The 25,845-nt window shown below is 57.4% G+C and carries 26 protein-coding genes, 1 tRNA gene and 1 riboswitch; of the genes, 7 read left to right on the top strand and 20 right to left on the bottom strand.

Annotated features, from left to right (window positions below):
* Positions 1-22: 22 nt before the first annotated feature.
* Positions 23-382: an NUDIX hydrolase gene (locus tag BTJ39_RS12040; RefSeq protein WP_078002949.1), complete on the bottom strand. Its 360-nt coding sequence runs from the start codon at positions 380-382 to the stop codon at positions 23-25.
* A 3-nt stretch (positions 383-385) separates the two neighbouring features.
* Positions 386-979, bottom strand: a complete 594-nt coding sequence (locus tag BTJ39_RS12035; protein WP_078002948.1) for an NUDIX hydrolase — start codon at positions 977-979, stop codon at positions 386-388.
* An 80-nt stretch (positions 980-1,059) separates the two neighbouring features.
* Here BTJ39_RS12035 and BTJ39_RS12030 point away from each other — a divergent pair, with 80 nt between their 5' ends.
* Positions 1,060-1,809, top strand: a complete 750-nt coding sequence (locus tag BTJ39_RS12030; RefSeq protein ID WP_078002947.1) for a DeoR/GlpR family DNA-binding transcription regulator — start codon at positions 1,060-1,062, stop codon at positions 1,807-1,809.
* Positions 1,810-1,884: 75 nt separating this feature from the next.
* Here the strand turns inward: BTJ39_RS12030 and BTJ39_RS12025 are convergent, their stop codons facing one another.
* From BTJ39_RS12025 to BTJ39_RS12015, 3 genes are all read right to left on the bottom strand, one after another.
* Positions 1,885-3,474: an FGGY-family carbohydrate kinase gene (locus tag BTJ39_RS12025; RefSeq protein ID WP_078002946.1), complete on the bottom strand. Its 1,590-nt coding sequence runs from the start codon at positions 3,472-3,474 to the stop codon at positions 1,885-1,887.
* A 227-nt stretch (positions 3,475-3,701) separates the two neighbouring features.
* The gene (locus BTJ39_RS12020) at positions 3,702-4,295 is read right to left on the bottom strand and encodes an MSMEG_1061 family FMN-dependent PPOX-type flavoprotein (RefSeq protein ID WP_078002945.1); all 594 of its coding nucleotides are present in this window, start codon (positions 4,293-4,295) and stop codon (positions 3,702-3,704) included.
* A gap of 15 nt (positions 4,296-4,310) precedes the next feature.
* Positions 4,311-5,075 (bottom strand): YdcF family protein, encoded by a 765-nt coding sequence (locus BTJ39_RS12015; RefSeq protein ID WP_078002944.1) that lies wholly within the window; start codon positions 5,073-5,075, stop codon positions 4,311-4,313.
* A gap of 205 nt (positions 5,076-5,280) precedes the next feature.
* Here BTJ39_RS12015 and BTJ39_RS12010 point away from each other — a divergent pair.
* Positions 5,281-5,356: transfer RNA gene (locus tag BTJ39_RS12010), tRNA-Asn, on the top strand.
* A 259-nt stretch (positions 5,357-5,615) separates the two neighbouring features.
* Positions 5,616-7,043: a hypothetical protein gene (locus BTJ39_RS12005; protein WP_078002943.1), complete on the top strand. Its 1,428-nt coding sequence runs from the start codon at positions 5,616-5,618 to the stop codon at positions 7,041-7,043.
* Positions 7,044-7,079: 36 nt separating this feature from the next.
* On the opposite strand, the gene BTJ39_RS12000 is transcribed toward BTJ39_RS12005, so the two are convergent.
* The 7 genes from BTJ39_RS12000 to BTJ39_RS11970 form a co-directional block, all read right to left on the bottom strand.
* Positions 7,080-7,619, bottom strand: a complete 540-nt coding sequence (locus BTJ39_RS12000; RefSeq protein WP_078002942.1) for a DUF2058 domain-containing protein — start codon at positions 7,617-7,619, stop codon at positions 7,080-7,082.
* A gap of 174 nt (positions 7,620-7,793) precedes the next feature.
* Positions 7,794-8,729, bottom strand: coding sequence for an ABC transporter substrate-binding protein (locus BTJ39_RS11995; RefSeq protein WP_078002941.1), 936 nt, complete (start codon positions 8,727-8,729; stop codon positions 7,794-7,796).
* Positions 8,730-8,758: 29 nt separating this feature from the next.
* Positions 8,759-9,499 (bottom strand): ABC transporter permease, encoded by a 741-nt coding sequence (locus tag BTJ39_RS11990; protein ID WP_078002940.1) that lies wholly within the window; start codon positions 9,497-9,499, stop codon positions 8,759-8,761.
* A complete protein-coding gene (locus BTJ39_RS11985) occupies positions 9,496-10,224 on the bottom strand; it encodes an ABC transporter ATP-binding protein (RefSeq protein ID WP_078002939.1) in 729 nt (242 codons plus the stop codon). Before BTJ39_RS11985 ends, BTJ39_RS11990 begins: the two co-directional genes overlap by 4 nt.
* On the bottom strand, positions 10,221-10,916 hold the full coding sequence (locus BTJ39_RS11980; protein WP_078002938.1) for a TenA family protein: 696 nt from the start codon (positions 10,914-10,916) through the stop codon (positions 10,221-10,223). The genes BTJ39_RS11985 and BTJ39_RS11980 overlap by 4 nt, the downstream gene beginning before the upstream one ends.
* Positions 10,917-10,985: 69 nt before the next feature.
* Positions 10,986-11,087, bottom strand: a riboswitch (TPP riboswitch).
* Between the two features lie 142 nt (positions 11,088-11,229).
* Positions 11,230-12,138, bottom strand: coding sequence for an alpha/beta hydrolase (locus BTJ39_RS11975; RefSeq protein ID WP_078002937.1), 909 nt, complete (start codon positions 12,136-12,138; stop codon positions 11,230-11,232).
* Between the two features lie 100 nt (positions 12,139-12,238).
* Complete coding sequence (locus BTJ39_RS11970) at positions 12,239-12,646, bottom strand: winged helix-turn-helix transcriptional regulator (protein ID WP_078002936.1); 408 nt, start codon at positions 12,644-12,646, stop codon at positions 12,239-12,241.
* 95 nt (positions 12,647-12,741) lie between these two features.
* Here BTJ39_RS11970 and BTJ39_RS11965 point away from each other — a divergent pair, with 95 nt between their 5' ends.
* Both BTJ39_RS11965 and BTJ39_RS11960 read left to right on the top strand, forming a co-directional pair.
* Entirely contained in the window at positions 12,742-13,350 is a 609-nt protein-coding gene (locus BTJ39_RS11965) for an FMN-dependent NADH-azoreductase (protein WP_078002935.1), read from the top strand.
* Positions 13,351-13,566: 216 nt separating this feature from the next.
* Entirely contained in the window at positions 13,567-14,892 is a 1,326-nt protein-coding gene (locus BTJ39_RS11960; protein ID WP_078002934.1) for a cation:proton antiporter, read from the top strand.
* 72 nt (positions 14,893-14,964) lie between these two features.
* Here BTJ39_RS11960 and BTJ39_RS11955 read toward each other — a convergent pair whose 3' ends face one another.
* The 4 genes from BTJ39_RS11955 to BTJ39_RS11940 all read right to left on the bottom strand — a co-directional run bounded on the left by BTJ39_RS11955 (position 14,965) and on the right by BTJ39_RS11940 (position 18,461).
* A complete protein-coding gene (locus BTJ39_RS11955; RefSeq protein WP_176110305.1) occupies positions 14,965-15,609 on the bottom strand; it encodes an RES family NAD+ phosphorylase in 645 nt (214 codons plus the stop codon).
* Positions 15,602-16,318 carry a hypothetical protein gene (locus BTJ39_RS11950; RefSeq protein ID WP_078002932.1) on the bottom strand — a complete coding sequence of 239 codons (717 nt, stop codon included), beginning with the start codon at positions 16,316-16,318 and terminating at the stop codon, positions 15,602-15,604. The genes BTJ39_RS11955 and BTJ39_RS11950 overlap by 8 nt, the downstream gene beginning before the upstream one ends.
* 95 nt (positions 16,319-16,413) lie before the next feature.
* Positions 16,414-17,739, bottom strand: coding sequence for an ATP-binding protein (locus tag BTJ39_RS11945; protein ID WP_078002931.1), 1,326 nt, complete (start codon positions 17,737-17,739; stop codon positions 16,414-16,416).
* A complete protein-coding gene (locus BTJ39_RS11940; protein WP_198412946.1) occupies positions 17,736-18,461 on the bottom strand; it encodes a response regulator in 726 nt (241 codons plus the stop codon). The genes BTJ39_RS11945 and BTJ39_RS11940 overlap by 4 nt, the downstream gene beginning before the upstream one ends.
* A gap of 262 nt (positions 18,462-18,723) precedes the next feature.
* On the opposite strand from BTJ39_RS11940, the gene BTJ39_RS11935 reads away from it, so the two are divergent.
* Positions 18,724-19,515 carry a MipA/OmpV family protein gene (locus BTJ39_RS11935; protein WP_176110303.1) on the top strand — a complete coding sequence of 264 codons (792 nt, stop codon included), beginning with the start codon at positions 18,724-18,726 and terminating at the stop codon, positions 19,513-19,515.
* A 7-nt stretch (positions 19,516-19,522) separates the two neighbouring features.
* Here the strand turns inward: BTJ39_RS11935 and BTJ39_RS11930 are convergent, their stop codons facing one another.
* The 3 genes from BTJ39_RS11930 to BTJ39_RS11920 are packed head-to-tail and all read right to left on the bottom strand — an operon-like array spanning position 19,523 to position 22,730.
* A complete protein-coding gene (locus tag BTJ39_RS11930) occupies positions 19,523-21,058 on the bottom strand; it encodes a DHA2 family efflux MFS transporter permease subunit (protein WP_078002928.1) in 1,536 nt (511 codons plus the stop codon).
* 10 nt (positions 21,059-21,068) lie between these two features.
* Positions 21,069-22,247, bottom strand: a complete 1,179-nt coding sequence (locus BTJ39_RS11925; protein ID WP_078002927.1) for an HlyD/EmrA/EmrK family protein — start codon at positions 22,245-22,247, stop codon at positions 21,069-21,071.
* Between the two features lie 27 nt (positions 22,248-22,274).
* A complete protein-coding gene (locus BTJ39_RS11920) occupies positions 22,275-22,730 on the bottom strand; it encodes a MarR family transcriptional regulator (protein ID WP_078002926.1) in 456 nt (151 codons plus the stop codon).
* A 301-nt stretch (positions 22,731-23,031) separates the two neighbouring features.
* Between BTJ39_RS11920 and BTJ39_RS11915 the strand changes: the two genes are divergently transcribed.
* Complete coding sequence (locus tag BTJ39_RS11915; protein ID WP_078002925.1) at positions 23,032-24,492, top strand: AMP nucleosidase; 1,461 nt, start codon at positions 23,032-23,034, stop codon at positions 24,490-24,492.
* 13 nt (positions 24,493-24,505) lie between these two features.
* Here BTJ39_RS11915 and BTJ39_RS11910 read toward each other — a convergent pair whose 3' ends face one another.
* On the bottom strand, positions 24,506-25,402 hold the full coding sequence (locus tag BTJ39_RS11910) for a Kdo hydroxylase KdoO (protein ID WP_078002924.1): 897 nt from the start codon (positions 25,400-25,402) through the stop codon (positions 24,506-24,508).
* Positions 25,403-25,845: the final 443 nt, after the last annotated feature.

Below are 25,845 nucleotides of genomic sequence, written 5' to 3'. Positions count from 1 at the left end.
GGTCGATGCACGCCGGTGGAATTCAGCGCCTCGGCGAATCAATCTCATCGGGGTGGCTGAACACCGGCAGGCCGAGCTCACGGGCAAGGCGCACGTCGTTATCCGCGCCCTGCGAGGCGCCCGCAATGCGTACTACGGCATCACAGGCGTGGATGAGCCTGCGTGCCACCGGATAGAGAAAAGCGTCGCTAATGTCGTCGCCGATGCGCTGCGAGCCTGCCGCCTCAGCCAGCGGTATTGCCAGCCATTCGCCGATGACCGGCGTATGCCCCTTATAATAAACCTCAAGCGCCACGTCGCGCAGCCTGTTAAGGTTGGCTGTGATCAGCGTCTGTTCACCGTTTGTACCGCTTTTTACCGGACCGGCAATGAGAATCAGCATGGCTTACTCCTGCGACAGAACGCCGTTAAGCGCCAGGTATTGCAACAGCATAATGGTTTTACCATCCATGATTTCACCACTTTTGATGGCACTCAGGGCCTGGGCAAACGGCCACTCCAGCACTTCAATATCTTCACCCTCATCAGCAATACCACCACCATCACCGCTGCGATCCCGATCCTTGTATTCGGCAATAAAAAAGTACAATTTTTCCGTCACCGAGCCAGGACTCATATAGGCCTCAAATACCTTCTCCATCTGACTGACGCAAAAACCGGTCTCCTCTTCCACCTCGCTGATAATCCGCGCCTCCGGTGACAGATTATCCAGCAGGCCAGCGGCGGCTTCGATCAGGAATCCCTGGTGGCCATTGATAAAAGCGGGAAAGCGGAACTGGCGGGTTAATACCACGCTGTTTTTGGGTTTGTTATACAGCAGTATCACCGCGCCATTGCCACGATCGTAAGCCTCACGCGTTTGTTCCTGCCAGCTGCCATCGCGGCGCAGTAATTCAAAACGATATTTCTTCAGCAGATACCAGTTATCGGAGAGCAGCGTTTCGGTAATATTACGTACGCGTTGTGACTGTGAATGCATTTTTATATCCTCGCTAAATGACAAGAAGCACGGTAACATGCAAATTCATGCACAATCAAGAATAAACGGGAATAGAAAGTATGCTGGCGAGCCAGAGAAAACAGCTCATACTGCAGATATTGGCGCAGGAAAAACAGGTTATTTCCGGTGAGCTAAGCCAAAGGTTCTCCATCTCCGAGGACTCAATACGCCGTGATTTAAGAGAGTTATCCGCAGAAGGCCTACTACAACGCGTACACGGTGGCGCGCTGCCGGTCTCGGCAGCCATTGCGCCGTTTGAAACAAGAAAAAACGTGCAAAAAGAAGCAAAGCGCCGGGTAGCAGAAAAAGCGGTAAAGCTCATTCAGCCGGGACAGGTAGTAATGATTGATGGCGGTACGACCACCGCCGAGCTGGTACGTCAGTTGCCAGGCGATCTGGCTTTTACCGCCATTACCCACAGCCCTGGCATTGCCGTTGGCTTGATCGATTATCCGCTGGTGGAAGTGATCATTATTGGCGGCCGGCTGTTTCGCCATTCGGTGGTTACCGTCGGCGCAGCGATGCGCGAGGCAATTGAGCAGTTTAATGCCGACCTGTTTTTTATGGGGGTAACCGGCGTGCATCCGGCGGCAGGCTTTACCACCGGTGATTACGAAGAGGCCTGCGTTAAGCGGGCATTAGCGGCGCGCGCCGCCGAAACCGTGGTGATGGCTTCCCATGAAAAGCTGAACTCCGCATCGGCATTTGCCATCGGCGATCTGTCATTGGCCAGCACGCTGGTGGTTGACGGTCAGTTGGACGAGGAGCTTGCCGCCGCGCTACGCGACGCGCGGGTGGACGTCAGTTAGCTCTGGCTCAGCCAGCCAGCTGATAGCCCCCGTCAAGGCGCAGCGCCCGCCCGGCCCGCGCTGCACCCGGCGCTCTTAGTCGCTGAAGCCCTGCATCAGCGCCATCGCGCGCTGCTGATCGTCATACATCTGCAGGTAAACCTGATATTTCGCGTCGAAAAAGGCGCGCTGGTCGGCATCTGCGGCAATGGTTCTGCCGGGCTTAACCATCCGGCCGGCCGCCTGCCGGAAGTCGGCGCACTCGCCGCTGGCCACGGCCCCCATCAGCGCGGCGCCCAGCGTAACCGCATCATCATCATCCATCAGATGCAGGGTGCGCCCGGTAGCATTAGCATATTCGCGCAGCCACAGCGGATTACGGGTAGCGCCGCCACACAATACCAGCCGCTCGATGCGCTGCCCCGCCGCCGTCAGCGCGTCAATAATGTGGCGGGTACCCAGCGCTACCGCCTGCAGCGTTGCCAGATAGAGGCGCGCCAGGCCGTCCTGCCCCTGCTCCAGCGTCAGCCCCATCACCATTCCTCGCGCCTGCGGATTAGCGCGCGGCGAACGATTGCCATGATGATCGCCCAGCACGTGCAGATGCTGCGTCGGCCAGCGCTGCCGCAGCTCCAGGTCCGCCACCCACTCGTTAAGCAGCTGCCAGGGTGATATCGCCCGCTGACGGGCCTGCTGCTGCGTCTGCGCCCAGTACGCATGCTGATGCAGCGTCCACTCCACCAGCGAACCGGCGGCGCTCTGACCGCCCTCACTCAGCCACCAGCCTGGGATCATGGCATTCCAGTATGGCCCCCAGACGCCAGGGACCATGAAAGGGTCGCGGCTGACGATCATATGGCAGTTAGACGTGCCGCTGATTAGCGCCAGGCTGCCTTGCGGCTGCGCAGCGACCAGCGCCAGCCCGCCAGCGTGGGCGTCGATAATGCCGCTGGCGACCGCAATGCCGGGCGCCAGCCCCATCTCCTGAGCCGCGCTGGCGCTCAGCGCGCCGGCTTTTTCCCCAAGCGGCAGGATGCCCACCGGCAGGCGCGCGGCTAAATCTTCCAGCCCCACCGCCTGAAGCAGGCTGGCGCTAAAGCGGCTTTCGTGGGCCAGATAGTTCCATTTGCAGGTCAGGGTGCAGACGCTGGCCACGTCCTCGCCGGTCGCGCGCCAGACCATAAAGTCCGCCAGATCCCACAGCCGCCCGCAGCGCTGATACTGCGCCGGCATGTTGCGCTTCAGCCAGAGAATTTTTGGCAACTCCATCTCAACGCTGACCGCGCCGCCGACGTATTGCAGCGCCTCGTCGCCGGTGGCGTTAATCTGCGCGGCCTCATCCGTCGCGCGATGATCCATCCACATAATGACATTGCGCTGCGCCTCGCCGCTGCGCGACACCGACAGCGCTTCGCCCTGCCCGTCGAGCATCACCAGCGAACAGGTGGCATCAAACCCCAGGCCTTTGATCTGCCGGGCGTCGATGCCAGCATGTTCAACGGCCTCGCGCGTTGCCGCACACGCTGCCTGCCAGATTTCAGCAGAAGACTGCTCAACGTGATTGTCCTCACTGTGAAACTGCTGAATTGGTCGGGTACTGAATGCCAGACGCTGGCCGTCGGCGTCGTACAGCCCGGCGCGCACGCTGGCGGACCCAACGTCCACTCCGAGATAGTAATTTGTCATGCTCAACGCTCCTTGCCACCCTGAGTGAGCAATATAATTTTGCCGGGAAGAAACACCAGGCGTTTATCGCAGGAGTGTGAGCCGGCTCGCGGGCCTGCCTGATGGCGGCACGCTTCGCAGGCGCGGATCTCGTGCTGGCTCGCAGTCAGATAAAAATTGCGAGGCGGCGGTGAAGCGACTGGCAGACCGCCGAGCCACGGGCAGCCCGGCGCGTAGGGAAAGCGTGTTCAGCCGCCGGAGCCGCGCGATGCGCGGGGGTCTGGCTGCTCGCTACCGATGGCCTTGAGAATCGCCTCCGGCGAGGGCAGCACGCCGCTGGCTATCTGACTTTCCGCCAGCCACAGACCTGAACGCAGGGCGGCCCGTCCGCGTTGAAAAAAGACCGACTCAACGTGAATACGCAGCACTGAACGCGGCGGCACACCATCGTGAACGAATCGCGCCAGCAGCGCCGGGGCGATATCAATTTCCGCGCGGCCGTTTATCCGCAGCATCTCGCCGAGGCCGGGAACAAGAAACAGCAGCGCAATACGATCGTCTTCAATCAGATTACGCAAGCTGTCGAGCCGGTTATTGCCGCGCCGATCCGGTAGCAGCAGGGTATTGTCATCTTCAATTTCAACGAACCCTGGCGTATCGCCGCGCGGCGATACGTCCAACCCGCCACGCCCGGCGGTGGCCAGCGCGACAAACGGCGACTTTTCAATCCACGGACGATACAGCGGGTGAATATAGGTCACTTCTTTAACCAGCGATGGCTGGGTCGGCTTGCCGTACAATGCCTCCAGCTTTTCCAGATCGCGAACGATTTCTTTTTCCATCCTGCCCTTCTCCGCTCACAGCCTTGACGTACCGAACCCATGCTGACGCAGTCGCTGCCAGGCCTGCTCAACCTGCGCCGGAATAAGAACTTCACCAATAAACCCCTGCCCGCGCGGACCATAGCCCTTTTCATCATTACGCAGGCGCGGGATCTCCCCCATCATCAGCGCAAAAAATCGCTCTGCGTCCCAGGGGGCGGGACAGCCCACGGTACGCCAGCCCGATGCGGCGGGTTCAATTTGCAGCGCCCAGCCCGGCCAGTTAATGAACTGCGGTGGCTGCAACGCATCGCGCCAGACGTGATAAAAGGTGGCGCCGGTGCGACGCTGCAGTAGAGGATCCTGCATTAACAGCAGCCGACGCGGATGAAAATCTTGTTGCGCCATCAGGCGGCGGCTAAAGGCGGCGTTCTCGCCGGTATTGCGCGATGCGGTTTCTGTGAAAATCTGCGCGCAGGGAATATCCCAGCAGGCCGCCATCGCAGCAAGGATCTCGCCTTCTGGCCGCCCTTCAAGCGCCAGCCCGGCATAGCGCGGATGGCCGCCGACCGCCTCCACCAGAAACTGCGTGGCGTGACCGATACCGCCCACCAGCCACAGCGGTCTGCCACTGCTTTTAGCCAAGGTAAAAGCCGCCTCCAGCGTCGGCAGCGCCGAATTACCCGCCAGCACGATGCCATCAACGTCGCCGCCATCATAATCATTCTCGCCCAGCCAGCGGCACAGTGTATTCACCGCCGCCGCCTCAGCCTCGCTAAGGTTCAGTGTCGTCCAGTCCATCGGGATATCCGGTTAATAAGCCAATGATTAGCCTACCAGAAGCCGACAGAGGAGGCGAAGCCCGCCGCGCAGAGTGACCCTCCAGCGGAGAAAAGGCGCCAGGCACCACGCGAAATGACGATTTATTCAACGAATGATTAAAAAGGTGAAATCTGCCTTTGACAAGGCCATAAGCCATCGTTATTATGCGCCCCGTTCAAGCGATTCCTCTGTAGTTCAGTCGGTAGAACGGCGGACTGTTAATCCGTATGTCACTGGTTCGAGTCCAGTCAGAGGAGCCAATTTTAGAGAAGCCCGCTCGGGGAAACCTGAGCGGGCTTTTTGCTTAATCGCGCTAAAGCCAGATTTCTTGCGCAGAAGTCCCGGCAATCAGCCTTTCAGCTTGCTTGCGTGTTTGTACTTCGAGCCGGCTGGATGTAACTGAGCTCGTCGCAAATAACCATGCTTTCTTCTTAAAACCCGCGTTTCAGCGGTTAAAATCATATCCTGTTGAATTATAATCAGCCTTCTTATCATCATAACGCTAGCCTCGGACCCGCAATGAAACGGATAGCCGCATTTTCTCTGGGATTTTTCTTCGCCGCGCCGGCATTGGCCGTTGATACACCTCAGCCTGTCCCGGCCAAAAGCGTTGATTTATTGCCCGGCAGTACCATCAAAGTTGGCCAGGGTGTTAATGCGGCATACCGCATTGTTACCCAGGCGGGCCAGACCAGCGTTCTGTGGCTGCATACCGATTGCCAGACCCGGCAAAAAAATCTGCTGTTTATCAATACCCAAATGGGCGATAAGGTGCTGCGGATTTACAGCACGGACTTTATGGACCGCTACGCAGCGGGCAAGCCGTTCGAGCCTGATGCCAGGAGTCCGCTGGTGACCAAACCCGAGCTGGATCCCTGTCGGCAGAATATCCCTGAGCCAGAGTGGCGCGGCATTGCCTCGTGGCATCAGCCGGGTAAAAAGCTGTATCTCGATCGGGCTAACAGCCAGCGCAAAGGCGCGCTGCTGCAAGTGCGCCTGGCGATCGATTACGACAAAATCCATCGCGAAGAAAAGTATGGCGCGCCCTACTCGGTTAAAATTCAGGACGTGGTGTTTAACTGCGAACGCCCGGAAGGCCGTTTGCTGACGACGTTTTTACTGGATAATCAGGGCGTGGTCTCCGCCAGTGATGCCGAAAAAAACAGCGCCTTTTCACCATTGCCAGCTGAGATGGCCGGCGTGGCAAACGCGCTCTGCAACCTCAGTGACATTACCCGTTATGCCGGTAACGGCTCTCTGGTCTGGCGTGATAAAGCCGTCGATCAGCGTTCGCCAGAACTGCCGGATTTCGAGCACAACACCCCGGCGGCGCTACAGCGCTTTGCGATCCCTGCTGAGGTTACAAGCGTCATTGAGAAAACCTTTGCCGATGCGGCGCAAAAGCCAGCCTTTCGCACCATCCAGTATACCCAAAGCGGCCCGGGAAATGACGACGTTGGGCTAAGCGCGCGTATTGATGCCCAGCCCGACGGTACAACGCTGACCATAGTGAAAATGCCGCTTGCCAACCTGATGTTCCATGCACAGTATCAGAGCCTGTTCAATATGGTAGACGTCAGGAAGTGGGAAACCATGTCACAAGCGCCCTGGGTTAGTCAGACTCTGGAAAATAATGTGGTGCTGCCACCGCGTCCCGGCGGGGTCTACGCGTCGCACAGCATGGGCGCAAGCCAGGATGAACCTGAAAAGAAAGTGTCACTCAGCCAGCGCTGCGTTGCCGGTAAAGAATGGCATGATGCCGCCCGCATCAACCCCAAATTTCCGGGCCGCTATCTGGAGTTTATCTGCCGGGAAGATCTCGGTGACGGCAGAGACGCCAGCAGCGACTATGCGTATTTTGAAGCCCTGAAGGTGTTTATTCGCATCGGCTATCAAAGTAGCGGTCAGCCGACGCGCTTTACCTTTAGTGAGGTAGATATCCGCTAGAAGACCGCCGCAGGATTGTCAGTCATTAACCGCTGATTACCACATCAAATCATCGGGTACTTTAAAATCAGCGTAGGGATCGTCTTCATCCTGCTCTTCCTGGCTCAGGGTGCTGTTTAATACGATGCTGTTGGCATCCCGCTGAGCAATTTTATCGGCGACGCTGGCAGGAATAATGGCATATTGGCTGTCGCCTGCGTTTTCAGCAGCCAGACGGGCAATCGCAAGACGGCCGCTAATCAGCTGGGCCTGAGTCAGCTTATCGACAAAGATTTTCTTAATTACGCTGTTATCGGTGAAGTTAAAACCAATATCGCCTTTAGCAATATTGATTCTGTTCATTTCAATAAGCTGCTTCACCTGGGCTTTGTATTCTTTAGACAGCGCCGCTTGCTTTTGTTGTTCATTGAGCTGCTTATCGCGCTCAAGCTGCGCTTTTTTATTTTCTTCCACCGCCTCTCTTGCCTCACGCGCCTGCACCCGTGATTTTTTCGCCGTCTTCTGCACCTTGGCCATTTTTTTACTGCTGACCAGCCCGGCTTTTAGCATCTGTTCCTGCAAGGTAAGTTTTGTCATCGTCGCATCTGAATCAGTTAAATAGTTGCCGCCATGATAGCAGATTGCGGAGGATCTCAGCCACGACGCCGGTGAAATCAACAGTGCGACTCCCCCGCACCGGGAGGAATCGCGCTGTGAAAACACGCTCAGGATCATTTTAGCGTGTGCCGACTGGCTGGACTGCGCGGCGGCTTATTTCACCTCCACCGCATAATCCTCTAGCGGCGTGATGCGTTTGATCAGCTTATTTTGATACAGGAAGCGCTCGTAAGCCTCGTAGCGTGCGCGGTTCAGCCTTGCGGGATCGGCGGCGAACAGCGGCAGGGTTTTAAACCACGCCTGTTTGTTCAGCTCGGTGTTCAGCTCGGGGTGGGCGCTGGCAAAAGCCTGCCAGCTTTCCTGCGGATGGGCGCGCAAATAGGTCACACCGGCTTTCAGCGCCGTGAGAAATTTTTTAATTTTCGGGGCATTGACCTCATCACGATTGGCGACGATAACCAGCTCGTCGTAGGCCGGTACGCCATAATCTTCAACGTTCATCACCCCCGGCGTTTTGCCCTGTAGCGCCAGCTCCAGCGCCTCTATATTACGGTAGCCGCCAATTACCGCATCGACCTGACCTGCCAACAGCGCGCTGGTGAGCTGAAAGTTAACGTTAACCAGTTTGATACTATCCGGACTGATGTGCGCATACTTCGCCATGGTATCCAGCGTTGCCTGCTCAATACCGCTGACCGAGTAGCCAACCTTTTTACCTTTCAGATCGGCCGGCGAGTGGATGTTTTTATCCAGGGTCAGTACCGTGTTTAGCGGTGAATCGATCAGGGTGCCAACGCGCACCAACGGCAACCCCTGGTCGGCGAAGAAATGCACCTGGGGCTGATAGGTGATGGCGAGATCGGCCTTATGTGCGGCAACCAGCCGCGGTGGCAGCGCGGGATCAGAGGGAGGGACGATGGTGACATCCAGGCCGGCCTGTTTAAACGCGCCGATCTGTTCAGCAACCATAATTGGCGCGTGATCGGGATTGACGTACCAGTCCAGCACCAGAGTCAGCTTGTCTGCCGCCGTCGCCTGAGCGCTGAGCAGCGCGCTGAAGGCCATGCTACCAAGAGTTAATACGCGCATTTTTTTCCTTATTCATGTCGGATTGTTAATTATTCCGGCGACCAGTTGATCAGCCGGTGCAGCAAAGCGTCCGTCGTCAGCCACAGCGCGACGGTCATCACCACCAAAATAAACAACGCGGCGAAGCAGATATCGGTTTGCAGGCGGGCGTTGGCGTTTAACATCACGTAGCCCAGCCCTTGCGCCGAGCCAACCCACTCGCCAATGATGGCGCCGATGGGCGCCACGGCGGCCGCCATGCGCAGGCCGGAACCAAGCGCCGGCAACGCGGCCATCAAACGCACATGGCGTAGCTGCGCGCGGGGGGTTGCCCCCATGGTGCGCGCCAGATCGAGGTAGTCCGGATTTACCCGCCTCAGCCCGTCAAAAAACGCTGAGGTGACCGGGAAAAAGATGACCAGGATCGCCATCGTTACCTTGGCGCCGATACCAAAACCAAGCCACAGCACCAGTAAGGGCGCCAGCGCAAACACTGGGATGGCCTGACTGGCAAGCACTAACGGCATCAGCCAGCGCTGCAGGCGTGCGGAAATCGCCATCCCGAGCGCCAGCGCAACGCCCAGCAGTACGCCGAACGCCAGCCCGCAGAGAATTTCACCGGCGGTAATCAGGCTGTTCCAGACGAGATACCCGAGGTTGTGCCACAGCGCCCCGGCGGTGGCGGCAGGTGATGGCAGCAAAAAGGCCGGAACGCCGCTGAGTGAGACTCCCCACCAGAGCAGCAGCAGACCGCCGAATACTCCGCTCCCTCTTATCAGATTTGCGTTCATCCTTGCGCCCTTACCAGCTGTTGCAGCAGCTGAGCCTGCGCGTTCAGCAGCCGGGCATCATCCGGCGCGCGCGGCGGCAATCCGCAAAGATGATGCGAATCATCGATGCCGCCGGACAATGGCGACAGAACCAGCAGCCGGTGGCTAAGGCGGCAGGCTTCCAGCGGATCGTGCGTAATCAGCAATACGGTGCGGTTAACCAGCAGGCTGGCCGCCAGCGTCTGAATGCGCGTGCGGGTAATGGTATCCAGCGCCGAGAAAGGCTCGTCCATCAGCACCACAGGTCGGTCTTCATACAGGGTGCGCGCCAGCGCCGCCCGCTGGCGCATACCGCCGGAGAGCGAAGCGGGACGCCGATGGGCGCATTCCGCCAGCCCGACCTGTTGCAGCAATGCCTCAACGCGTCGGCGGTCGACTTTTTCGCCGCGCAGGCGGGCGCCCAACGCGACGTTGTCATGGATGGTTAGCCAGGGATAGAGCAGATCTTTTTGCCCCATCCACGCCAGTCGACCGGCCAACGGCAGGCCGTCACTGGCGGTCACCGTACCGGACGACGGCGACGCCAGGCCGGCAATAATACGCAACAGGCTGGTTTTACCTGTGCCGCTGGCGCCTAACAGCGAGATCCACTGCCCGCCTGGCAGGGAAAAACTGACGCGTTCGAACAGGCTGCGCTGACCGAAATGCACGCTCAGGTTGCGCACTTCAATGCCGGGCGCATTCACCTTGTCTCCTCCGCAGCGGCCTTCAGCCCCATCTGCCAGAAGGCGGCTTCCAGTCGGGTGGCGTTGGTGAAAATCTCGCTCAGCTGGCTAAAGCGCGCCTCGCCGCCGCGCTGGCGCCAGACGGTTTCCAGCAGTTCAATGGCTGCATTGACGCCCGTCAGATAGCCCTGGTCGCCATAGTTACGTATCCAGGGGGCATAGGGGTTATCGACGAGGTTAGTTGCAGGGTCATGCAACAGACCTAAACCGATTTCCGCATAGCCAGCAACGCATGGCAACAGCGCCGCCAGCAGGTCCAGCGCGTCGCCGGCATGGCCGGTATCCAGCACATAGCGGGTGTAGTTCATGGTTTCCGGCGCTTCTGGCTCGGCGGCCATTGCCGCCTCGCTCAGCCCCCAACCGGCACAGTAACTGACGTGTAGCGGCAGCTCAGTCAAAATGGCATTGAGTGAGGCAGCGGCGACGCGCATATCGTCGGGCGAACGCAGCTTGCTGACCAGCAATCCGTAGCTACGGGCAAAGTGGATCAGAAACAGATAATCCTGCGTCAGATAGCGACGAAAAGCCTGTGGCGGCAGCGTACCGCTCGCCAGCTGGCGGACAAAAGGGTGATTAACGTAAGCATCCCAGTCGCTGCCGGCCTGCTGGCGCAGACGGCCATAAATGCCCTGGGTAAAGGGGGTGAGAATCATGGGACCTCCTGACATAAAAAAGGGAGATCCGGGCAAGGTAAGCAGAGGTATGAACAGGCAATCACGCACGTGAAACTGCCGACCCGTCCCTTCGCTGGTATAACCCAGATCAGGTTCAAAGGGTCCGGCATACGCCATCTCAGTCCATCACGGACACCCCTCGGATGACTCTGTTTATACGGTATTCATTGTCGGAATTCAATCATTAGCAGGCTGCGTTTCCCACGCCGGAGGCGTGGTACAGCAGAAAACACCCGCCTCGGGGCGCGACGCAGCGCCGCTTGCTGACAAGCGGTGTAAATGCAGGGATTGATTACTTTTCATCCTGCGATATCTGCTGAAGCGCAGAGTGAAAAGAGGTGTTAAACATCTGCCCATGCGACAGCCCCGGCCAGAGCTGATAGTCAGCCAGCGCGCCCTTCTCGCGCATGGCGTTTACCGCCTCACGTAACGCAGCCAGTGCCTGCATCTGCCGCTGGTTTACCGGGGAATCGCTGCCTTCCATCAGATACAACCGTCTACCGTCAGCCTGCGCGTTGGCCTTCAGCCCGGCGAGAAGAAACGCGTAGCCCTGGCCCAGAGACGGACTGGCAGAATAATAGCGGGTAAAAAATCCGCTGGATAAATACGCGTCCAGTACAAATAATCCGCCGTAGGAATGCCCCCACAGACCGCGCCTGGCAGGGTCTGTTTTCACGCCCTGTTCTGCCTGAGGGCCGATGGTGGTTTCAAGCAGATGACGAAAAACCGCGCTGCCGCCCTTCATTCTGCCAAACTTATCCCTTACCTGACTGACGTCGTTCTGGCTTTGTCCCGGGGTGTAATCATAGGTTCTCGCCGCCAGATCAAAAGGCAGCCGGGTCTGATAGCCGACCACAATAAGCACCGGCGGATCGCGCCGTGACAGGGCTTGCAGCAGCGTGTCGGACAGTCGGTCCATTACGGCGTTGCCATCCAGCATATAAAGCACCGGAAAGCCGTTCGCGGGCGGCGTTTTATCTGGCACGGCGGTCCATACCCGGTAGCGTCTTTTACCGTCGGCGGAGGTGAAATTTCTTGTGGTGAAATGGTAAAAAGCAGAGCCTTTATCGGCAATGTTTGCTCCCAGCGGCGTCATGTCCGGCCGGGCGTAGCCGTTTACCGCATAAAGGGCAGCCAGTAGCATAACCGACCCGGCTGAAACAAGCCGACGACGCTGGCGGCGAAATACCCTGTTGTACATGATCCCTCCTTGAAAGTTTACAATGCCGGGCCGCGCGCCTGCCGGCGACGATATGCCCTTCTCCCCGCTGGCATGCTCCGGGTGTCCCGCCAGCAGGTCATCACTTCGTGGTGAAAGGCGTCTGCCCCTGGTGCTCCACTCTGGCATCAAATTCCTTTCTGGCCGCATCGATATCGCTAATATGCTTACTGGCCCAGGCGCCCAGTGCTCTGACCGGTTCGGTCAAAGAGTGCCCCAGCGCAGTCAGCTCATACTCGACGTGCGGGGGCATCACGGCATAAACCGTTCTTTTTACCAGCCCATCGCGTTCAAGTCCGCGCAAACAGAGAGTCAGCATTCGCTGCGATATACCATTAATGGAACGCTTAATTTCACTGAAACGCCGTGGCCCGGCAGCCAGCGTAATGATGATCAGGATGCTCCATTTTTCGCCGACGCGCGCCAGCACCTGGCTGATTCTCTGACAGCCTGAACTGTCAGGATCGTGGGGGGGTATAGTCACATTCATGATACCGGGTTCTCTGTTTGTGCCGTATTGCGTCAGCAAATCTTCGTGGTTACATTCTTAGCTCTGGTAAAAATTGTATACCACAGGATGATAAAATGACACTTCTCCATATCGATAGCAGTATCCTCGGCGAACACTCTGTTAGCCGTCAGCTTAGCGCCGCGATTGTTAAGCAATTTACCGACGCGAAACCCGATACCAGCGTGATTCATCTTGAGCTGGCTGACGGGGAGATCGGGCATCTTTCCAGCGCTGAATTTCTGGCACTTCGGGGCGTGGAAGCGACAGAGGCTTCTGCCCAGCAGAAAGTAGCGACAAACCGCCGCTTACTGGATGACTTCCTCGCCGCTGAGGTAGTCGTTATCGCGGCACCGATGTATAACTTCACCCTCCCTTCTCAGCTCAAGGCCTGGCTGGACAGAATTATCGTTGCCGGGGAAACCTTTCAATATACGGAAAATGGCCCGAAGGGCTTAGCCGGCGGTAAGCGGGTTATCGTAGCCTCATCCCGTGGCGGCATTTACAGCGAAGGTTCGCCGGCGGCGTTTCTCGACCATCAGGAAAACTATCTGCGTAACGTCTTTGGCTTCCTCGGCGTTACCGACCTCACCTTTATTCGCGCAGAAGGCGTGGCAATGAGTGATGATAATCGCGGCGCTGCGCTGAATAACGCGCTAAGTGAAATCCGCAGTCTCGCCGTGTAACGCGCTTAAGCATCCCGCAAGATAAAATGCGCGCATCGCCAGTTCGCGCGCAGATGCCAATATAGTCCCCTATCGCCAGCCATCTACGAGGGTTGGCGATAGGGTCATTGCCGCAGTGGCAGCATTGCCGGCTTGCCCCAGCAAGTCACAGAACTACCTGGTTAGCAGCTACACTTTGAAACGCGAGTTCTTTTTCCGCGGTTAATCTGGGGGCATATGGGATATCTGGCGTGGACGGCGGCAGCAGGGGTTCTGCTGTTATTAATGTCATTATCCTACGGCTGGATAAATCGTACGCCGCTGCCGCTTTTCGGCGTCTATTTGCTTGTTGGCATCGCCTGCGGCCCTTGGGGGTTCGGCGTATTAACCCTGGATTTTGTTGCTCATGCTGGCTTAACCAGCCATATCACTGAAATCGCCATGGCGGCGTCCTTGTTCATTACCGGGCTTAAAATTCGCCTTCCCCTGACCTCTTCTTACCTCAAGATGGGCATTAAGCTGGCTCTCCCCGGCATGCTACTGACCATTGCGGGAATTATGGTGGCGGCCCATTATCTGACCGGGCTTTCCTGGCCGCTCTCACTGGCTTTGGGCGCGATTCTGGCGCCGACCGATCCGGTACTGGCGAGCCTGGTGGCGATAAACGATGCCCGTGATGGTGACAGGCTGAGAATTGCTTTATCCAGCGAGGCGGGGCTGAATGATGGCACGGCGCTGCCCTTCCTGGTGCTGGCGCTTGTCTGGCACAAGGCAGGCGAGGTTCCCGGCGCCGGTCAGTGGCTGCACTGGCTTAGCGTTGACCTTGTCTGGGCATTAGTTGGCGGATTACTGATCGGTTTTTCACTGGGGCGATTGATCGGCATTATTGCCACGCGGTCGCGTCATGCGCAGGGCGACGTCGCGCCCAGTGAGTTCGTCGCTCTGTCGCTGATTTGCCTGAGCATTTCACTGGCGCTGGCGCTCGGCGCCTCCGGTTTTCTTGCCGCATTTGCCGCCGGCATCGGCTTACGTAGCGCAGAAGTGACGGTGCAGAAAAGGCACCCTGCAGAGAAGGAAGATGACGATGATTTACCGGCGGAAATGCTGGTAAATCCGCATACGCGACACACACTTGCAGAAAATAACCCGATCAAATCGGTCGGACTGGTGATTGGCGATGCACTTTCGTTTGGCGACACGGTTGAACGTATTCTGGCAGCCCTGCTGGTGATCGTATTGGGCGTCACGCTTTCTGAACACTGGGATATCTCGGCCCTGCCGCTGGCCTGCCTCATTTTCTTTATCATCAGGCCGCTGGCAGTATTGATTATCAGCTGGCGTTCAGAGGAGTCGCTGCTGCACCGGGTAAGCCTTGGCTGGCTCGGCATTCGCGGCATCGGCAGTCTTAATTATATTGCTTATGCCTACGTCCATGGCCTTGACGGCACAAGCGCCACCCTGGTGACAAATACCGCGATTACCATTGTCACCATCAGCGTACTGATACATGGTATCTCCGTGACGCCTTTACTGGCCTGGCGGGGGAAAAAAGAGCAGCAGTAGTACGGTTCGACCGGGGCTTTTCCCTCCGGGCGTAAAGCTGCGGGGATATACCGCCCCGCTGCACTGGCTCAGCTAGATAAAGGTAATATCCATGCGCTCTGCCAGATTCAGCAGCCGGCCAATCACCTTTTTATCTTTAACCAGCGCGCTGGTTTTACTGACCGAAACGCTATCGGCAGCAATGCGATCGCCAAATAATACGCTGGCCTGCCCCTGATACTGACGCGAGGGCCAGCTCATGCCCTGAATGTCAGCGTACTGTTGATGAATATGCTCGGCCCACAGCCGAGTGTGGGCATAGTCCGCCGCATCGCAGTGAATTAATCGCTTACCGGCGCGCATTTTTACCAGCGCGGCGTGATCGAGCAGCGCGATGCGCAGATCGCGAACGAGGGTTATTTCACTGTGCTGGATCCTCAGAAGCTTACGCTGGTCAAAGACAATGCGCGGCTGCGAGACGTCAATATCGTGAAAAAGCACCTCGCACAGGGCAATTTCCGTGCTCTCACCGGCGTACAAGGTTGGAATTATCTGGTGGGAATCGCGCTCTCTGATTGGGCTGAAGCGCGCATCGCCATAGCCGGAATCATTAAACTGGTTGCCGCGGTATAAATCGCTATGTAAACGGAAAAGATGCGTTCCGGCGGGAAGCTGCGCGCAGGTAAGCTTAATCGTATCCGGCGGCGCGGGGAAAGCGCGCGCCGCCCTATCAGCCATGCAGCGCACCCTCATTTTCTGCCTGCGCCGCCCGCAGCAGCGCGGCTTTATCACTCAGCAGATCTTTAGGCTTTTTGCCGTTAAGCCAGCCGTTAGCGGTACCGAACCAGTAGGCCAGCGCCCAGCCGCTTTTGCTATCGGCAAAAACCTCTAACACCTCTTTTACCACCGACAGCGGCTGATAAGCCAAATCGAGGCAATAACGCGGATAGAGATTTTTGCCCTGCACGCTAATAGCGAAGATACGGTTACGTCGTTTCCAGGTATTTGGCCCGGCGCTGCGGTTCTTATTTTCAAAGCCGGCTTTATCGGAAAGCTGGCTGGCCGACAGCCATTCGGCGTCGTTAAGAATAAACTCGCGCAGATCCTGCTGGCGTCGCGCATTTTTACTACGCTGCGCCTCAAAGCCGGCAAAAATATCCAGCGTATTTTCTGAATCAGCATGATCAGAACGGCCATGCTGCGCAGGCGCCATCCTGACGCGGGTATCTTCCAGACCCAGCGACGCTAAAAAGCGGTTAATCTTTTTTTCGATATCGGCGCCGTCAGGCAGCTGCGGTTTGATGCGGCTGCCGGAGCGATTCTGTACCGGGATCACCAGATACTGCGCCCTGCTCTCTTCTTTCAGCTCGTCAATCGCCCTGGCATCAACCAGCATTGCCCCCTGGTAGCCTTTAGCCCGGACGGTGGCTTTCTCTTTGGTTGACATAAAACCTCCTGTGCTGATTGATGATATTGAGTATATCGCATATATTTTAAACATCAACCACCGCGACCGGAGCGATGCGCTAACAGTTATACAGGCTAGCCGTCAGTCGCGCTTCCATGGCGCATTTTCAGAGTAAACAGTACCTCCAGACCGCCCTGCGCGCGATTCACCAGCGTCATTGTTCCCTGATGCTGCGTCACAATGCGTTCGCATATCGCCAGCCCCAACCCGGCGCCGCTGTGCTGAACGCCGACGCCGCGGTGAAACGGCTGGCTGATCAGCGCCAGCTCTTCGGTAGCGATGCCCGGCCCGCGATCGCGGATCGCTATCCAAGCATAGCCCTGATGATGTCCGCTCGCCACCTCACGTTCACCTTCGCCATAGCGAGCGGCGTTTTGTAGCAGATTCATAATCAGCCGCAGCATGCTGGTTTGTCGCCAGGGAAAAGCAGGAATTGGCTTGAGGTCGAGGGCGAACGGCACCCCCAGTCCGGCGAAGTCCTGCACCAACGCCGTCAGCAACGCGTTGATATCGCCGGCCACCATCGGCTCTCCACCCTCACCGCGGGAGAAGTCAATAAACTGCTGCAGGATACCGTCTATATCATCAAAATAGCGCCGGTAGTTCTGCTGCTCAGACCCCTTTCCCTCATGCAGCGCAATCGCCAGGCGCAGCTTGGTCAGCGGGGTGCGAATATCATGAGAAATCCCCGCCAGCATCAGCGCGCGCTTCTCTTCCAAATCGGCCAGGCCTTCCACCATATGATTAAACGTCATACTGGCCTGGACGATTTCCGGAGGCCCCTCCAGCGCTAACGGCGTCGGCCTCACGCCGCGTCCCAGTTCGCGCGCGGCTTTGATTAGCCGGGTCAGCGGCCGCGCCAGGCGGCGGTGCGTTTTCCATGCCAGCCAGAGCGCCACGGCGGAAAGCGCCGCCGACAGCAGCAGCGCGCTCCACCAGCCGGAGGTATTTTTCGACTCTACGTTGGGCAGCGTTATCCAGTAGGGGTCGCCGGAAATATGAATACGAAACCACAGGCGCCGCTGTGGCGCCGACTGCCAGCGCACCAGCGCGTCCTGCGGCAGCGCTGCTGTCAGGCGATTAAGAAAAAGATAGAGGTCATAGGCGCTGAAAAATCCCATCAGGCGATTGAATCGCGGCACCTCAAGCTCTACCGGCGGCGTGCGCTGCGCATTGAGCTGAACAATATAGCGCTGGCTCTCCTGCGGCGGCATACTGCGCAACATTCGGTCCAGCATCCCCACCTGGGCGGCAACCATTTCCGCAGCGTCATTCATCCGTGGACGCTGAACAAACAGCAAAAAAACCATAATCGAAAGAAACTGCGTTACCAGCACCAGCAACACCAGCAGCAGGCTGTAACGACTGCGCAGCGAACGCGGCCAGACGCCCGGCCTCATGCCACAATCTCCCCGGTTAGCATATAACCGCTACCCCAGATGGTTTTCAGCCACTGCGGCGCCGAAGGATCCTGCTCGATAACCTTGCGCAGCCGCAGCACCTGTACATCCACGCTGCGATCCTGGGCGCTGTAGCTGCGTCCGCGCGCCCGCGCCATCAAATTATCACGGCTGACCGGCCGGTTAAGGGTGCTGGCCAGGGCAACCAGCAGCTGCATCTCAGCGCCGTTTAGCGTCACGGGATGCTGGTTTCTGCACAGTTCCTGGCGCGCCAGATCGAGCCGGAACGGACCAAATTTCACCTGCTGCGGCAAGCGGCTGACCTCGCCGCGCTCCAGCGCCTGACGGCGGAAAATGGCCCGAATGCGCGCCACCAGCTCCTGGGGTAAAAATGGCTTCGCCAGATAGTCATCAGCGCCTGACTCCAGCCCCAGCACCCGATCAAGCGGATCGCCGCGCGCAGTCAGCATTAAAATCGGTAGCGTCTGCCCTTCAGCCCGCAGACGGCGACAAACGCTGAGACCGTCCTCCGGTTTCATCATGATATCGAGGATCAATAAATCATAAGGCTGACGTTGCAGGTAGTGGTCAAGCCTGGCGCTGTTTTCGACCGCCTGAACGGCAAAGTCGTTGGCACGCAGATAACGGGTTAGCATTTGCCGCAGTTCACTTTCATCATCCAGAATCAGAATACGCCGCAGGCTCTCCATCGGTTGCTTCATCTCGCATTTACTCTCTTATGACGAACGCAGGAGCGGATTGATGTTTTTTGCTAAGACCGGAAAAAGCAGCGAAACGTTGCCGCTGCGGCGAAAAATATCGTGATTTAAATGGCAAAGCCTTCAGGAATGCCGGCTGCGCGCCGCAGAAAAGTTATGTCGCCAGATGTCATCGCCCGGTGACATCTGGCGACATAAGATCGAAATGGGTTTTACCTGCGCAATTCAATACAGTGACTGCTCCTTTTACTTAGCCGGAGAAAATATGAGCGGCGCTTATTCATCTTACCGCGTGTTGTTGCCTGGGTCCGGACGATATCTCAGCGCCAGCGCGCTGCTGCTCTGCGCAGCGTTCGCGCCAGAGATCCATGCGGAGCAGCAGCGCTCCTCGGTGGGTCTGGGTATGGGTATTACCCCCGACTATCCCGGCGCTGACAGCTACCACGCTACGCCGCTACCCAGCGCGCGGCTGTTTGACGGTCGCTTCTTTTTACAGGGGGGTGATGCCGGCCTGAACTTTGCGCTGACGGATTCCCTGAGCGCCGGACCTTTAATTGCCTACAGCGGCGGACGGGATGCCAAAGATAATCAGGCGCTGGCCGGGCTGGATGACATTGACAGTTCGCTGTTGTACGGCGCCTTCGTTCGCTGGCAGCCAGGCCGCTTTTCCCTTGAGGCCAATTATCTGCGGGCAGCGGATAGCGACCAGGGCGCGGCAGCGACGCTGTCGCTTGGCTATTTGCTGTATCAGAATCAGCGCCATCAGATCCAACTGGGCGTCGCCACCCAGTGGCGCGACGGCGACAACATGCAAACCTGGTTTGGCATCGACGAGCGGCAAAGCGCCATGAGCGACGCCCACTATGCTCCTTACAATGCTCGGGCGGGTATCGCTCAGGTCACGCCGCAGCTACGCTGGCGCTATCAGTTTGCCGATAACTGGCAGTTAAGCACCGGCGTCGGCTATACCCTGCTGACCAATGAAGCCAAAGATAGCCCGCTGGTGGAGAAAAAAAGCGACTTACAGGGCGCCATCGGAGTGAATTACCAGTTCTGATAACTCGCTAATGTCCGGCAGAAGGCGCGCCCGGCGCTCCGGAACGAACAAACGGCGGGCGCGCAAACCAGATAACCACGATCAGCGCCAGAAAACCCCAGCCGAGGAGCCAGAAATAATCGATGGTCGACATCATATAGGCCTGCTGCTCGATGGTTTTATTCACCGCTGCCAGATTCTGCTGCGTTGCGCCGCCCAGCTTATTAATGTAGTCGGTGGCCGCCGGATTATAGGTTGAGACGCTTTCGGTGAGATTAGCGTGATGGTAAATTTCGCGACGCGACCAGATCCAGGTGGTCAGCGAGGAGGCAAACGAACCACCCAACACGCGGAAGAAGGTCGCCAGCCCGGATCCCTCAGCCACTTCAGGGCCATGCAGATTAGACAGCACGATGGTGGTGATCGGCATAAAGAAAAACGCCACGCCGATGCCCATAAACATCTGCACCTCAGCAATGGTACGAAAATCAACCTCGGTATTGAACTGGGCGCGCATCAGACAGGAAGCCCCCATGGTGAGAAACGACAGCGTTGCCAGAATGCGCAGGTCGAATTTATTGGCATAGCGGCCAATAATCGGCGTCAGCAGCAGCGGCAAAAAGCCCATTGGCGCAGCGGCAAGTCCGGCCCAGATGGCGGTATAACCCATCTGTGTTTGTAGCCACTGCGGCAGAATAATATTGATAGCGAAAAACGCGGCGTAACCCAGCATCAGCGCCAGGGTGCCAATGGCGAAATTACGCTCCCGGAACAGCCGCAGGTTGACGATAGGATGACTCTCCCCCAGCTCCCAGATAACGAAAGAGACCAGCGAGATCGCCGAAATAGCCGACATTACGATAATTTCCGGCGATGAGAACCAGTCAAGATCGTTGCCTTTATCCAACACCACCTGCAGCAGGCCAACACCCAGCACCAGCAGCGCAATGCCGATGTAATCGATCGGCGCGGAGGTGGTTGTCTCTTCGCGGGTACGCATCTGACCCCAGATAACCAGCGCCGAGAAAATGCCGATTGGCACGTTGATGTAGAAAATCCACGGCCAGGAGTAGTTATCGGTGATCCAGCCGCCGGTGATCGGTCCGACGATCGGCGCCACCACCGTTACCATTGATAGCAGCGCCAGCGCCATGCTGCGCTTGCTGGTAGGAAAAATAACCAGCAGCAGTGTCTGGCACATGGGAAACATCGGCCCGGCAAAAAAACCCTGCAGCGCGCGGAAAATAATTAGCTCGGTCATGCTGTGGGCAAAGCCGCACAAAAACGAACTCAGAGTAAACAGCGCTACCGAACCGATAAACAGCCTGAGCTGACCAAGCCGGCGGGTAAACCAGCCGGTCAGCGGCAGCGCAATCGCGTTGCAGACCGCAAACGAGGTGATAACCCAGGTGCCCTGATCTGCACTGACGCCGAGGTTACCGGCAATGGTCGGCAACGCGACGTTGGCAATGGTGGTATCCAGCACCTGCATAAACGTTGCCAGCGAAAGCGCGATGGTGGCCAGCAGCAGGCTCGGTGGCGTAAACGCCGATTTATCTTGCATAACCACTCTCTTAACGGGCGTGGGACGCTAACGCCTGGCTGTTATCATGAAGAATCTTCGCCACCACCTGGTCGGCCTGATCAAGCGCATTCTGATAAACATCGGTGGTAAAACGCGGCGCGGCGACGGTTTTTTGCGGCAGCAGCGCGCCGTCTGCATCGCGGATATCGACACGCACGTCCATTGACAGTCCGACGCGCAGCGGATGCTTCTGCATATCATGCGGGTCAAGGGCAATGCGCACCGGCAGTCGCTGAACTATTTTTATCCAGTTACCGCTGGCGTTTTGCGCCGGCAGCAGCGAGAAGGCGCTGCCGGTACCGATCCCCAGGCTTTCAATGGTGCCATGGTAGGTGGTGTCATCGCCATACAGGTCGGCGGTCAACGTCACTTTTTGCCCCAGACGCATGGTGTTCATCTGGCTTTCTTTGAAGTTGGCGTCCACCCAGACCTGGTCCAGCGGCACGATCGACATCAGCGTGGTGCCTGAATCCACCCGCATACCGAGCTGCACAGCGCGCTTGGCGACAAAGCCGCTAACCGGCGCCACAATGGTGCTGCGGGCATTATCGAGAAAGCGCTGGCGCAGCGTCGCTACGGCGCTTTTGATCTCCGGGTGGCTGTCGATAACGGTATCATCGACCATGGCCAGGTTGGTACTTAACGCCTGCTTCGCGGCAGCAAGATCGCTTTTAGCGCTGGTTACCGCGTCACGATAATGGGCCAGATCTTCAGCGGCAACCGCGCCGCTGGCGAAGATTTTCTGTCGGCGGGCGTAGTCGCTTTGCGCGGTTTGCAACGCCACCTGTTTCGCCTCGACCTGAGCACGATAATTATCAGCGGTGCTGTAAAGGCCGCGCACCTGACGCACAGTATTAGCGAGGTCGGCTTCGGCCTGCTGCAGGGCGATTTCCGTATCGCTCGGATCGAGCAACACCAGCGGCTGGCCTTTATTAACGTAGTCACCTTCATCCACGGCGACCTGAGTAACCGTACCGGCAATTTGCGGCGTCAGCGTGACCAAATTGGCGTTAACATAGGCATCATCGGTGCTTTCGTAATAGCGCGCGTACAGCAGATACCAGGCCAGACAGCCGGCACCGATAAGCAGCAGCACAATCAGCAAAATAGCAAAGTTGCGTTTACGTTTACTCGGAACGCGAACCGGTTGTTCAGATGAAGTTTGCATCTTTTCAGGAACCTTTTTCTGGAAAGCTTAGCGCGGTGACTGGGTTGCGTTTTCTGGCAGCATTTTGCTGAGTAGCTCCGCCAGCAGATGAGATTCTTCATCAGTCAGACGGGCGGTAAGCTGACTGATAATCGTGGTGGGCGCATCGTGCTGAAAGCGCCGACAAATTTCGTGCCCTTTTTCACTCAGCGCGAGGATCACCTGACGTTTATCCTGCGGGTTAGTAAAGCGTTGAATTAAATCGCGTTTTACCATGCGCTCAATCATACGGCTCATGGCGCCAGCATCCATCATCAGGTTTTTTCTGATTTCACCCGGACTGGTAAATCCTTTGTAGACGCTAATCAGCACCTTAAACTGCGCTGCAGTAATATCCGCCGGCGAAAAGTAGTTGCTGATCAGCTGATCCTTAAACTGGTTTGCCAGATGAATCAGCAGGCCGAGATTCTGCTCAAGGTTGAAGCTGTCCGCTGTGTTGCGCATAGTATTTGCCTGGTCATTAATTGCAAATGAAATTAATGACCAGGCAAATAATTGTCAACGTAGCGTCAATGAAACAGCACAATTTGTCAGTATCTTTACTTTGCAGTGGCCTGCTGGACAGCCTGTCCGTTAGCTGATTCTCGCTGCGCTGACGTCCTGGCATGCCGGCTAAGGTGCGACACTTTCGCATGCGTCGGGAAGGAAATCGTCGGAAAAACAGCGATTTTCACCACGCGACGATGCGGGAACCGCCGTCCTGGGTTAGCATGAAGCTATCAGCATGCTCATCAGGAGACATACCATGGCCGAGTCACCCATTCCCCCGTCCCCCCATGTAATCGCCGCGCTGGATCGGCTTGAACAGCTGTATGACGCTGCGGTTGACGCGCTACGTCAGGCGATTGAAGCCTATATCGCCCGCGGCGAGCTTCCCGATGAAGCGGCACGCGCCAGCGGATTATTTGTTTATCCTGAACTGCGTGTCCGCTGGGAGGGCGAAGCGCCTCTGCACCGACTGACCCGGGCATTTGGTCGTTTTACCCGCCCCGGTAAATATGCGATGACCGTTACCCGCCCGGCGCTGATGCGCCACTATCTTGCTGAGCAGCTGACGCTGCTGGAAAATGACTACCCGATTGAGATCGAAGTGGGTTCCTCGCAGCAGGAAATCCCCTTTCCCTATGTCATAGATGGTTCCAGTCTTAATCTCGATCGTCGTATGAGCGCTGGCCTGACGCGCTATTTCCCGACCACCGAGCTGTCTCTGATCGGCGATGAAAACGCCGACGGGCTATTACATCAGGGCGAAGTGCGTCAGCTTTCCCATTTTGATGCCCTGCGCACCGACTTTTCTCTCGCGCGTCTCAGGCATTACACCGGTACGCCGCCGGAGCATTTCCAGTCTTACGTGCTGTTTACCAACTATACCCGCTACGTTGATGAGTTTGTGCGCTGGGCCTGTGAGCAAATTAAAGATGGCGACTCCGACTGGCTATCGCTCTCCTGCGCCGGCGACATAATGATTACGCCGCAAACACCGGATGCTGAAGCCGCTATCTCCGATTTGACATGGAAAAAGCATCAGATGCCGGCCTGGCATCTGATGGCAAAAGATGGCAAAGGAATTACCCTGGTGAATATCGGCGTCGGGCCTTCCAACGCGAAAACGATTTGCGATCATCTGGCAGTGCTACGCCCCCACGTCTGGCTAATGATCGGCCACTGCGGCGGACTGCGTGAAAGCCAGTCGATTGGTGATTATGTACTGGCGCATGCCTATCTGCGCGACGATCACGTGCTCAACAGCGTGCTGCCGCCGGATATTCCGATCCCCAGCATTGCTGAAGTGCAGCGCGCGCTGTATGACGCCACCAAGCAGGTGAGCGGCATGCCGGGCGAGCTGGTTAAGCAGCGGCTGCGTACCGGCACGGTGGCAACCACCGACGATCGCAACTGGGAGTTGCGCTACGCGGCCTCGGCACTGCGCTTCAACCAAAGCCGGGCCATCGCGGTAGACATGGAAAGCGCGACCATTGCCGCCCAGGGTTACCGCTTCCGCGTGCCTTATGGCACGTTACTCTGCGTATCCGATAAGCCGCTGCACGGCGAAATTAAGCTGCCGGGTCAGGCCAATCGTTTCTATGAGGGCGCTATTTCCGAGCATCTGCAAATCGGCATTCATGCCATTCAGCTGCTGCGCGCCGAAGGCGACAGCCTGCACTCGCGCAAACTGCGCACCTTTGACGAACCGCCGTTGCGTTAACTAGCGGCCGGGGTTACAGCAGCGCCCTGCCCGCCAACGACTCCAGCACCCTTAGCGGCGAGTGCTCCGGGTGCTTCATTCCCAGCACGGGTAACTGCCAGGTTTGTTCCAGCATAAACTGACCTGCCATTGCCGCATGCGGGGTCTGATCGGAAAAGCAAATCCAGCTGCTGCCTGGCGGAAACTGGAATGTGAGCTGCAAACCCTGCTGCTGATATTGCGCATCGCTTTTCATTTTATCGTGCATCTGCAACATCAGCGCATCATAACGGGTACGTCGCCTTTTAGTGATGCCGACAACATGCTGCAGCCAGCTAGTCAGAGGGGAATAGCCGCCAAGACGCGGATAGAAGCGCCGGGCCAGCTGCGGGAAATCTTCGCCTATCCGCCACTCCCGGCTTCCCCCCTGCGGATTGATATTAGTGAAAATACGCAGAATGCGCTCACCATGCATCGGCCTGGAGGGGAAGGCATCAACGTGCAGTCGGCTGTCATCTTTGCGCCATGAGCTGCTTTTACGCCAGGCGGTCACCGGATGCAGGCGCAAAGTATTTACCGGTGAATGCAGATGCTGCTGATATTCCGGCAACAGCGCGGCGATCAGCATCTTGCAGGATTGGTAATGGCGCGCGAGCAGCCCCTCAATCGCCGGGCGGTCCGCTTCATCGGCAATACCCGTTAGCCTGCCACTCTCAGGGTTGTAGCTAATGTTTTTTCGCTTAGGATCCACCCGGCTGACGTCCAGCAGAGCCAGCTCCTGCGGCGATAGAACAAAGGCAAGCTGTGGCAGGTAGAGCACCTTACCTTTTTCCAACTCCGTTACCCGGCTGCCCTGTGGATCAGGCTGGGTCCAGCTATTGCAGGCTGACTCACACAGCACGCTTTCCGGCGTCAAAATAGGGTTTGGCATGCTACATCCTTATTTGCTAAATAAAATCAACCCCGGCAGCGTAAAACGCTGTCGAGGCATAGGTAAACTAATGTAAACGCCATTCTGCCACAGTGGTTGCGCGACATATGCACAAAACGTGCAGGGAATTAAGCACTGAAGGGATAATCGTTAAAACGCAGATGAGATCAAACTATTGGTGACAACGTCACAATAACTGGCTTTATGATCATTACTCTGGCCGGCGAATAGGTGAGGCCTGCTACCTCACCGGCTTTGGCGGCTGAGCGCCGCCTGCTATGGCGACCCGATGACAGTACCGGGCTTATTAAATAAAAAAAGCGCCGCAGTGCGACGCCTTGAGATAACTCGCTCACGCGGGCATTAAGATCACACCAAACTGACAGGGACTTAGCTGACCGGCTGAGAAGCAGCGCATCTTAGCGCGCGATATCAGACGATGC

Origin of the sequence: Izhakiella australiensis (assembly GCF_002006995.1) — a bacterium.
GTDB lineage: Bacteria > Pseudomonadota > Gammaproteobacteria > Enterobacterales > Enterobacteriaceae > Izhakiella > Izhakiella australiensis.
Note: the sequence above shows the minus strand (reverse complement) of the source record. Positions and strands in the feature narration are given on the sequence as shown.

Coding starts and splice junctions, on each gene's coding strand:
- BTJ39_RS12040 (WP_078002949.1), bottom strand. CDS start 382: ATGCTGATTCTCATTGCCGGTCCGGTAAAAAGCGGTACAAACGGTGAA.
- BTJ39_RS12035 (WP_078002948.1), bottom strand. CDS start 979: ATGCATTCACAGTCACAACGCGTACGTAATATTACCGAAACGCTGCTC.
- BTJ39_RS12030 (WP_078002947.1), top strand. CDS start 1,060: ATGCTGGCGAGCCAGAGAAAACAGCTCATACTGCAGATATTGGCGCAG.
- BTJ39_RS12025 (WP_078002946.1), bottom strand. CDS start 3,474: ATGACAAATTACTATCTCGGAGTGGACGTTGGGTCCGCCAGCGTGCGC.
- BTJ39_RS12020 (WP_078002945.1), bottom strand. CDS start 4,295: ATGGAAAAAGAAATCGTTCGCGATCTGGAAAAGCTGGAGGCATTGTAC.
- BTJ39_RS12015 (WP_078002944.1), bottom strand. CDS start 5,075: ATGGACTGGACGACACTGAACCTTAGCGAGGCTGAGGCGGCGGCGGTG.
- BTJ39_RS12005 (WP_078002943.1), top strand. CDS start 5,616: ATGAAACGGATAGCCGCATTTTCTCTGGGATTTTTCTTCGCCGCGCCG.
- BTJ39_RS12000 (WP_078002942.1), bottom strand. CDS start 7,619: ATGACAAAACTTACCTTGCAGGAACAGATGCTAAAAGCCGGGCTGGTC.
- BTJ39_RS11995 (WP_078002941.1), bottom strand. CDS start 8,729: ATGCGCGTATTAACTCTTGGTAGCATGGCCTTCAGCGCGCTGCTCAGC.
- BTJ39_RS11990 (WP_078002940.1), bottom strand. CDS start 9,499: ATGAACGCAAATCTGATAAGAGGGAGCGGAGTATTCGGCGGTCTGCTG.
- BTJ39_RS11980 (WP_078002938.1), bottom strand. CDS start 10,916: ATGATTCTCACCCCCTTTACCCAGGGCATTTATGGCCGTCTGCGCCAG.
- BTJ39_RS11975 (WP_078002937.1), bottom strand. CDS start 12,138: ATGTACAACAGGGTATTTCGCCGCCAGCGTCGTCGGCTTGTTTCAGCC.
- BTJ39_RS11970 (WP_078002936.1), bottom strand. CDS start 12,646: ATGAATGTGACTATACCCCCCCACGATCCTGACAGTTCAGGCTGTCAG.
- BTJ39_RS11965 (WP_078002935.1), top strand. CDS start 12,742: ATGACACTTCTCCATATCGATAGCAGTATCCTCGGCGAACACTCTGTT.
- BTJ39_RS11960 (WP_078002934.1), top strand. CDS start 13,567: ATGGGATATCTGGCGTGGACGGCGGCAGCAGGGGTTCTGCTGTTATTA.
- BTJ39_RS11955 (WP_176110305.1), bottom strand. CDS start 15,609: ATGGCTGATAGGGCGGCGCGCGCTTTCCCCGCGCCGCCGGATACGATT.
- BTJ39_RS11950 (WP_078002932.1), bottom strand. CDS start 16,318: ATGTCAACCAAAGAGAAAGCCACCGTCCGGGCTAAAGGCTACCAGGGG.
- BTJ39_RS11945 (WP_078002931.1), bottom strand. CDS start 17,739: ATGAGGCCGGGCGTCTGGCCGCGTTCGCTGCGCAGTCGTTACAGCCTG.
- BTJ39_RS11940 (WP_198412946.1), bottom strand. CDS start 18,461: ATGAAGCAACCGATGGAGAGCCTGCGGCGTATTCTGATTCTGGATGAT.
- BTJ39_RS11935 (WP_176110303.1), top strand. CDS start 18,724: ATGAGCGGCGCTTATTCATCTTACCGCGTGTTGTTGCCTGGGTCCGGA.
- BTJ39_RS11930 (WP_078002928.1), bottom strand. CDS start 21,058: ATGCAAGATAAATCGGCGTTTACGCCACCGAGCCTGCTGCTGGCCACC.
- BTJ39_RS11925 (WP_078002927.1), bottom strand. CDS start 22,247: ATGCAAACTTCATCTGAACAACCGGTTCGCGTTCCGAGTAAACGTAAA.
- BTJ39_RS11920 (WP_078002926.1), bottom strand. CDS start 22,730: ATGCGCAACACAGCGGACAGCTTCAACCTTGAGCAGAATCTCGGCCTG.
- BTJ39_RS11915 (WP_078002925.1), top strand. CDS start 23,032: ATGGCCGAGTCACCCATTCCCCCGTCCCCCCATGTAATCGCCGCGCTG.
- BTJ39_RS11910 (WP_078002924.1), bottom strand. CDS start 25,402: ATGCCAAACCCTATTTTGACGCCGGAAAGCGTGCTGTGTGAGTCAGCC.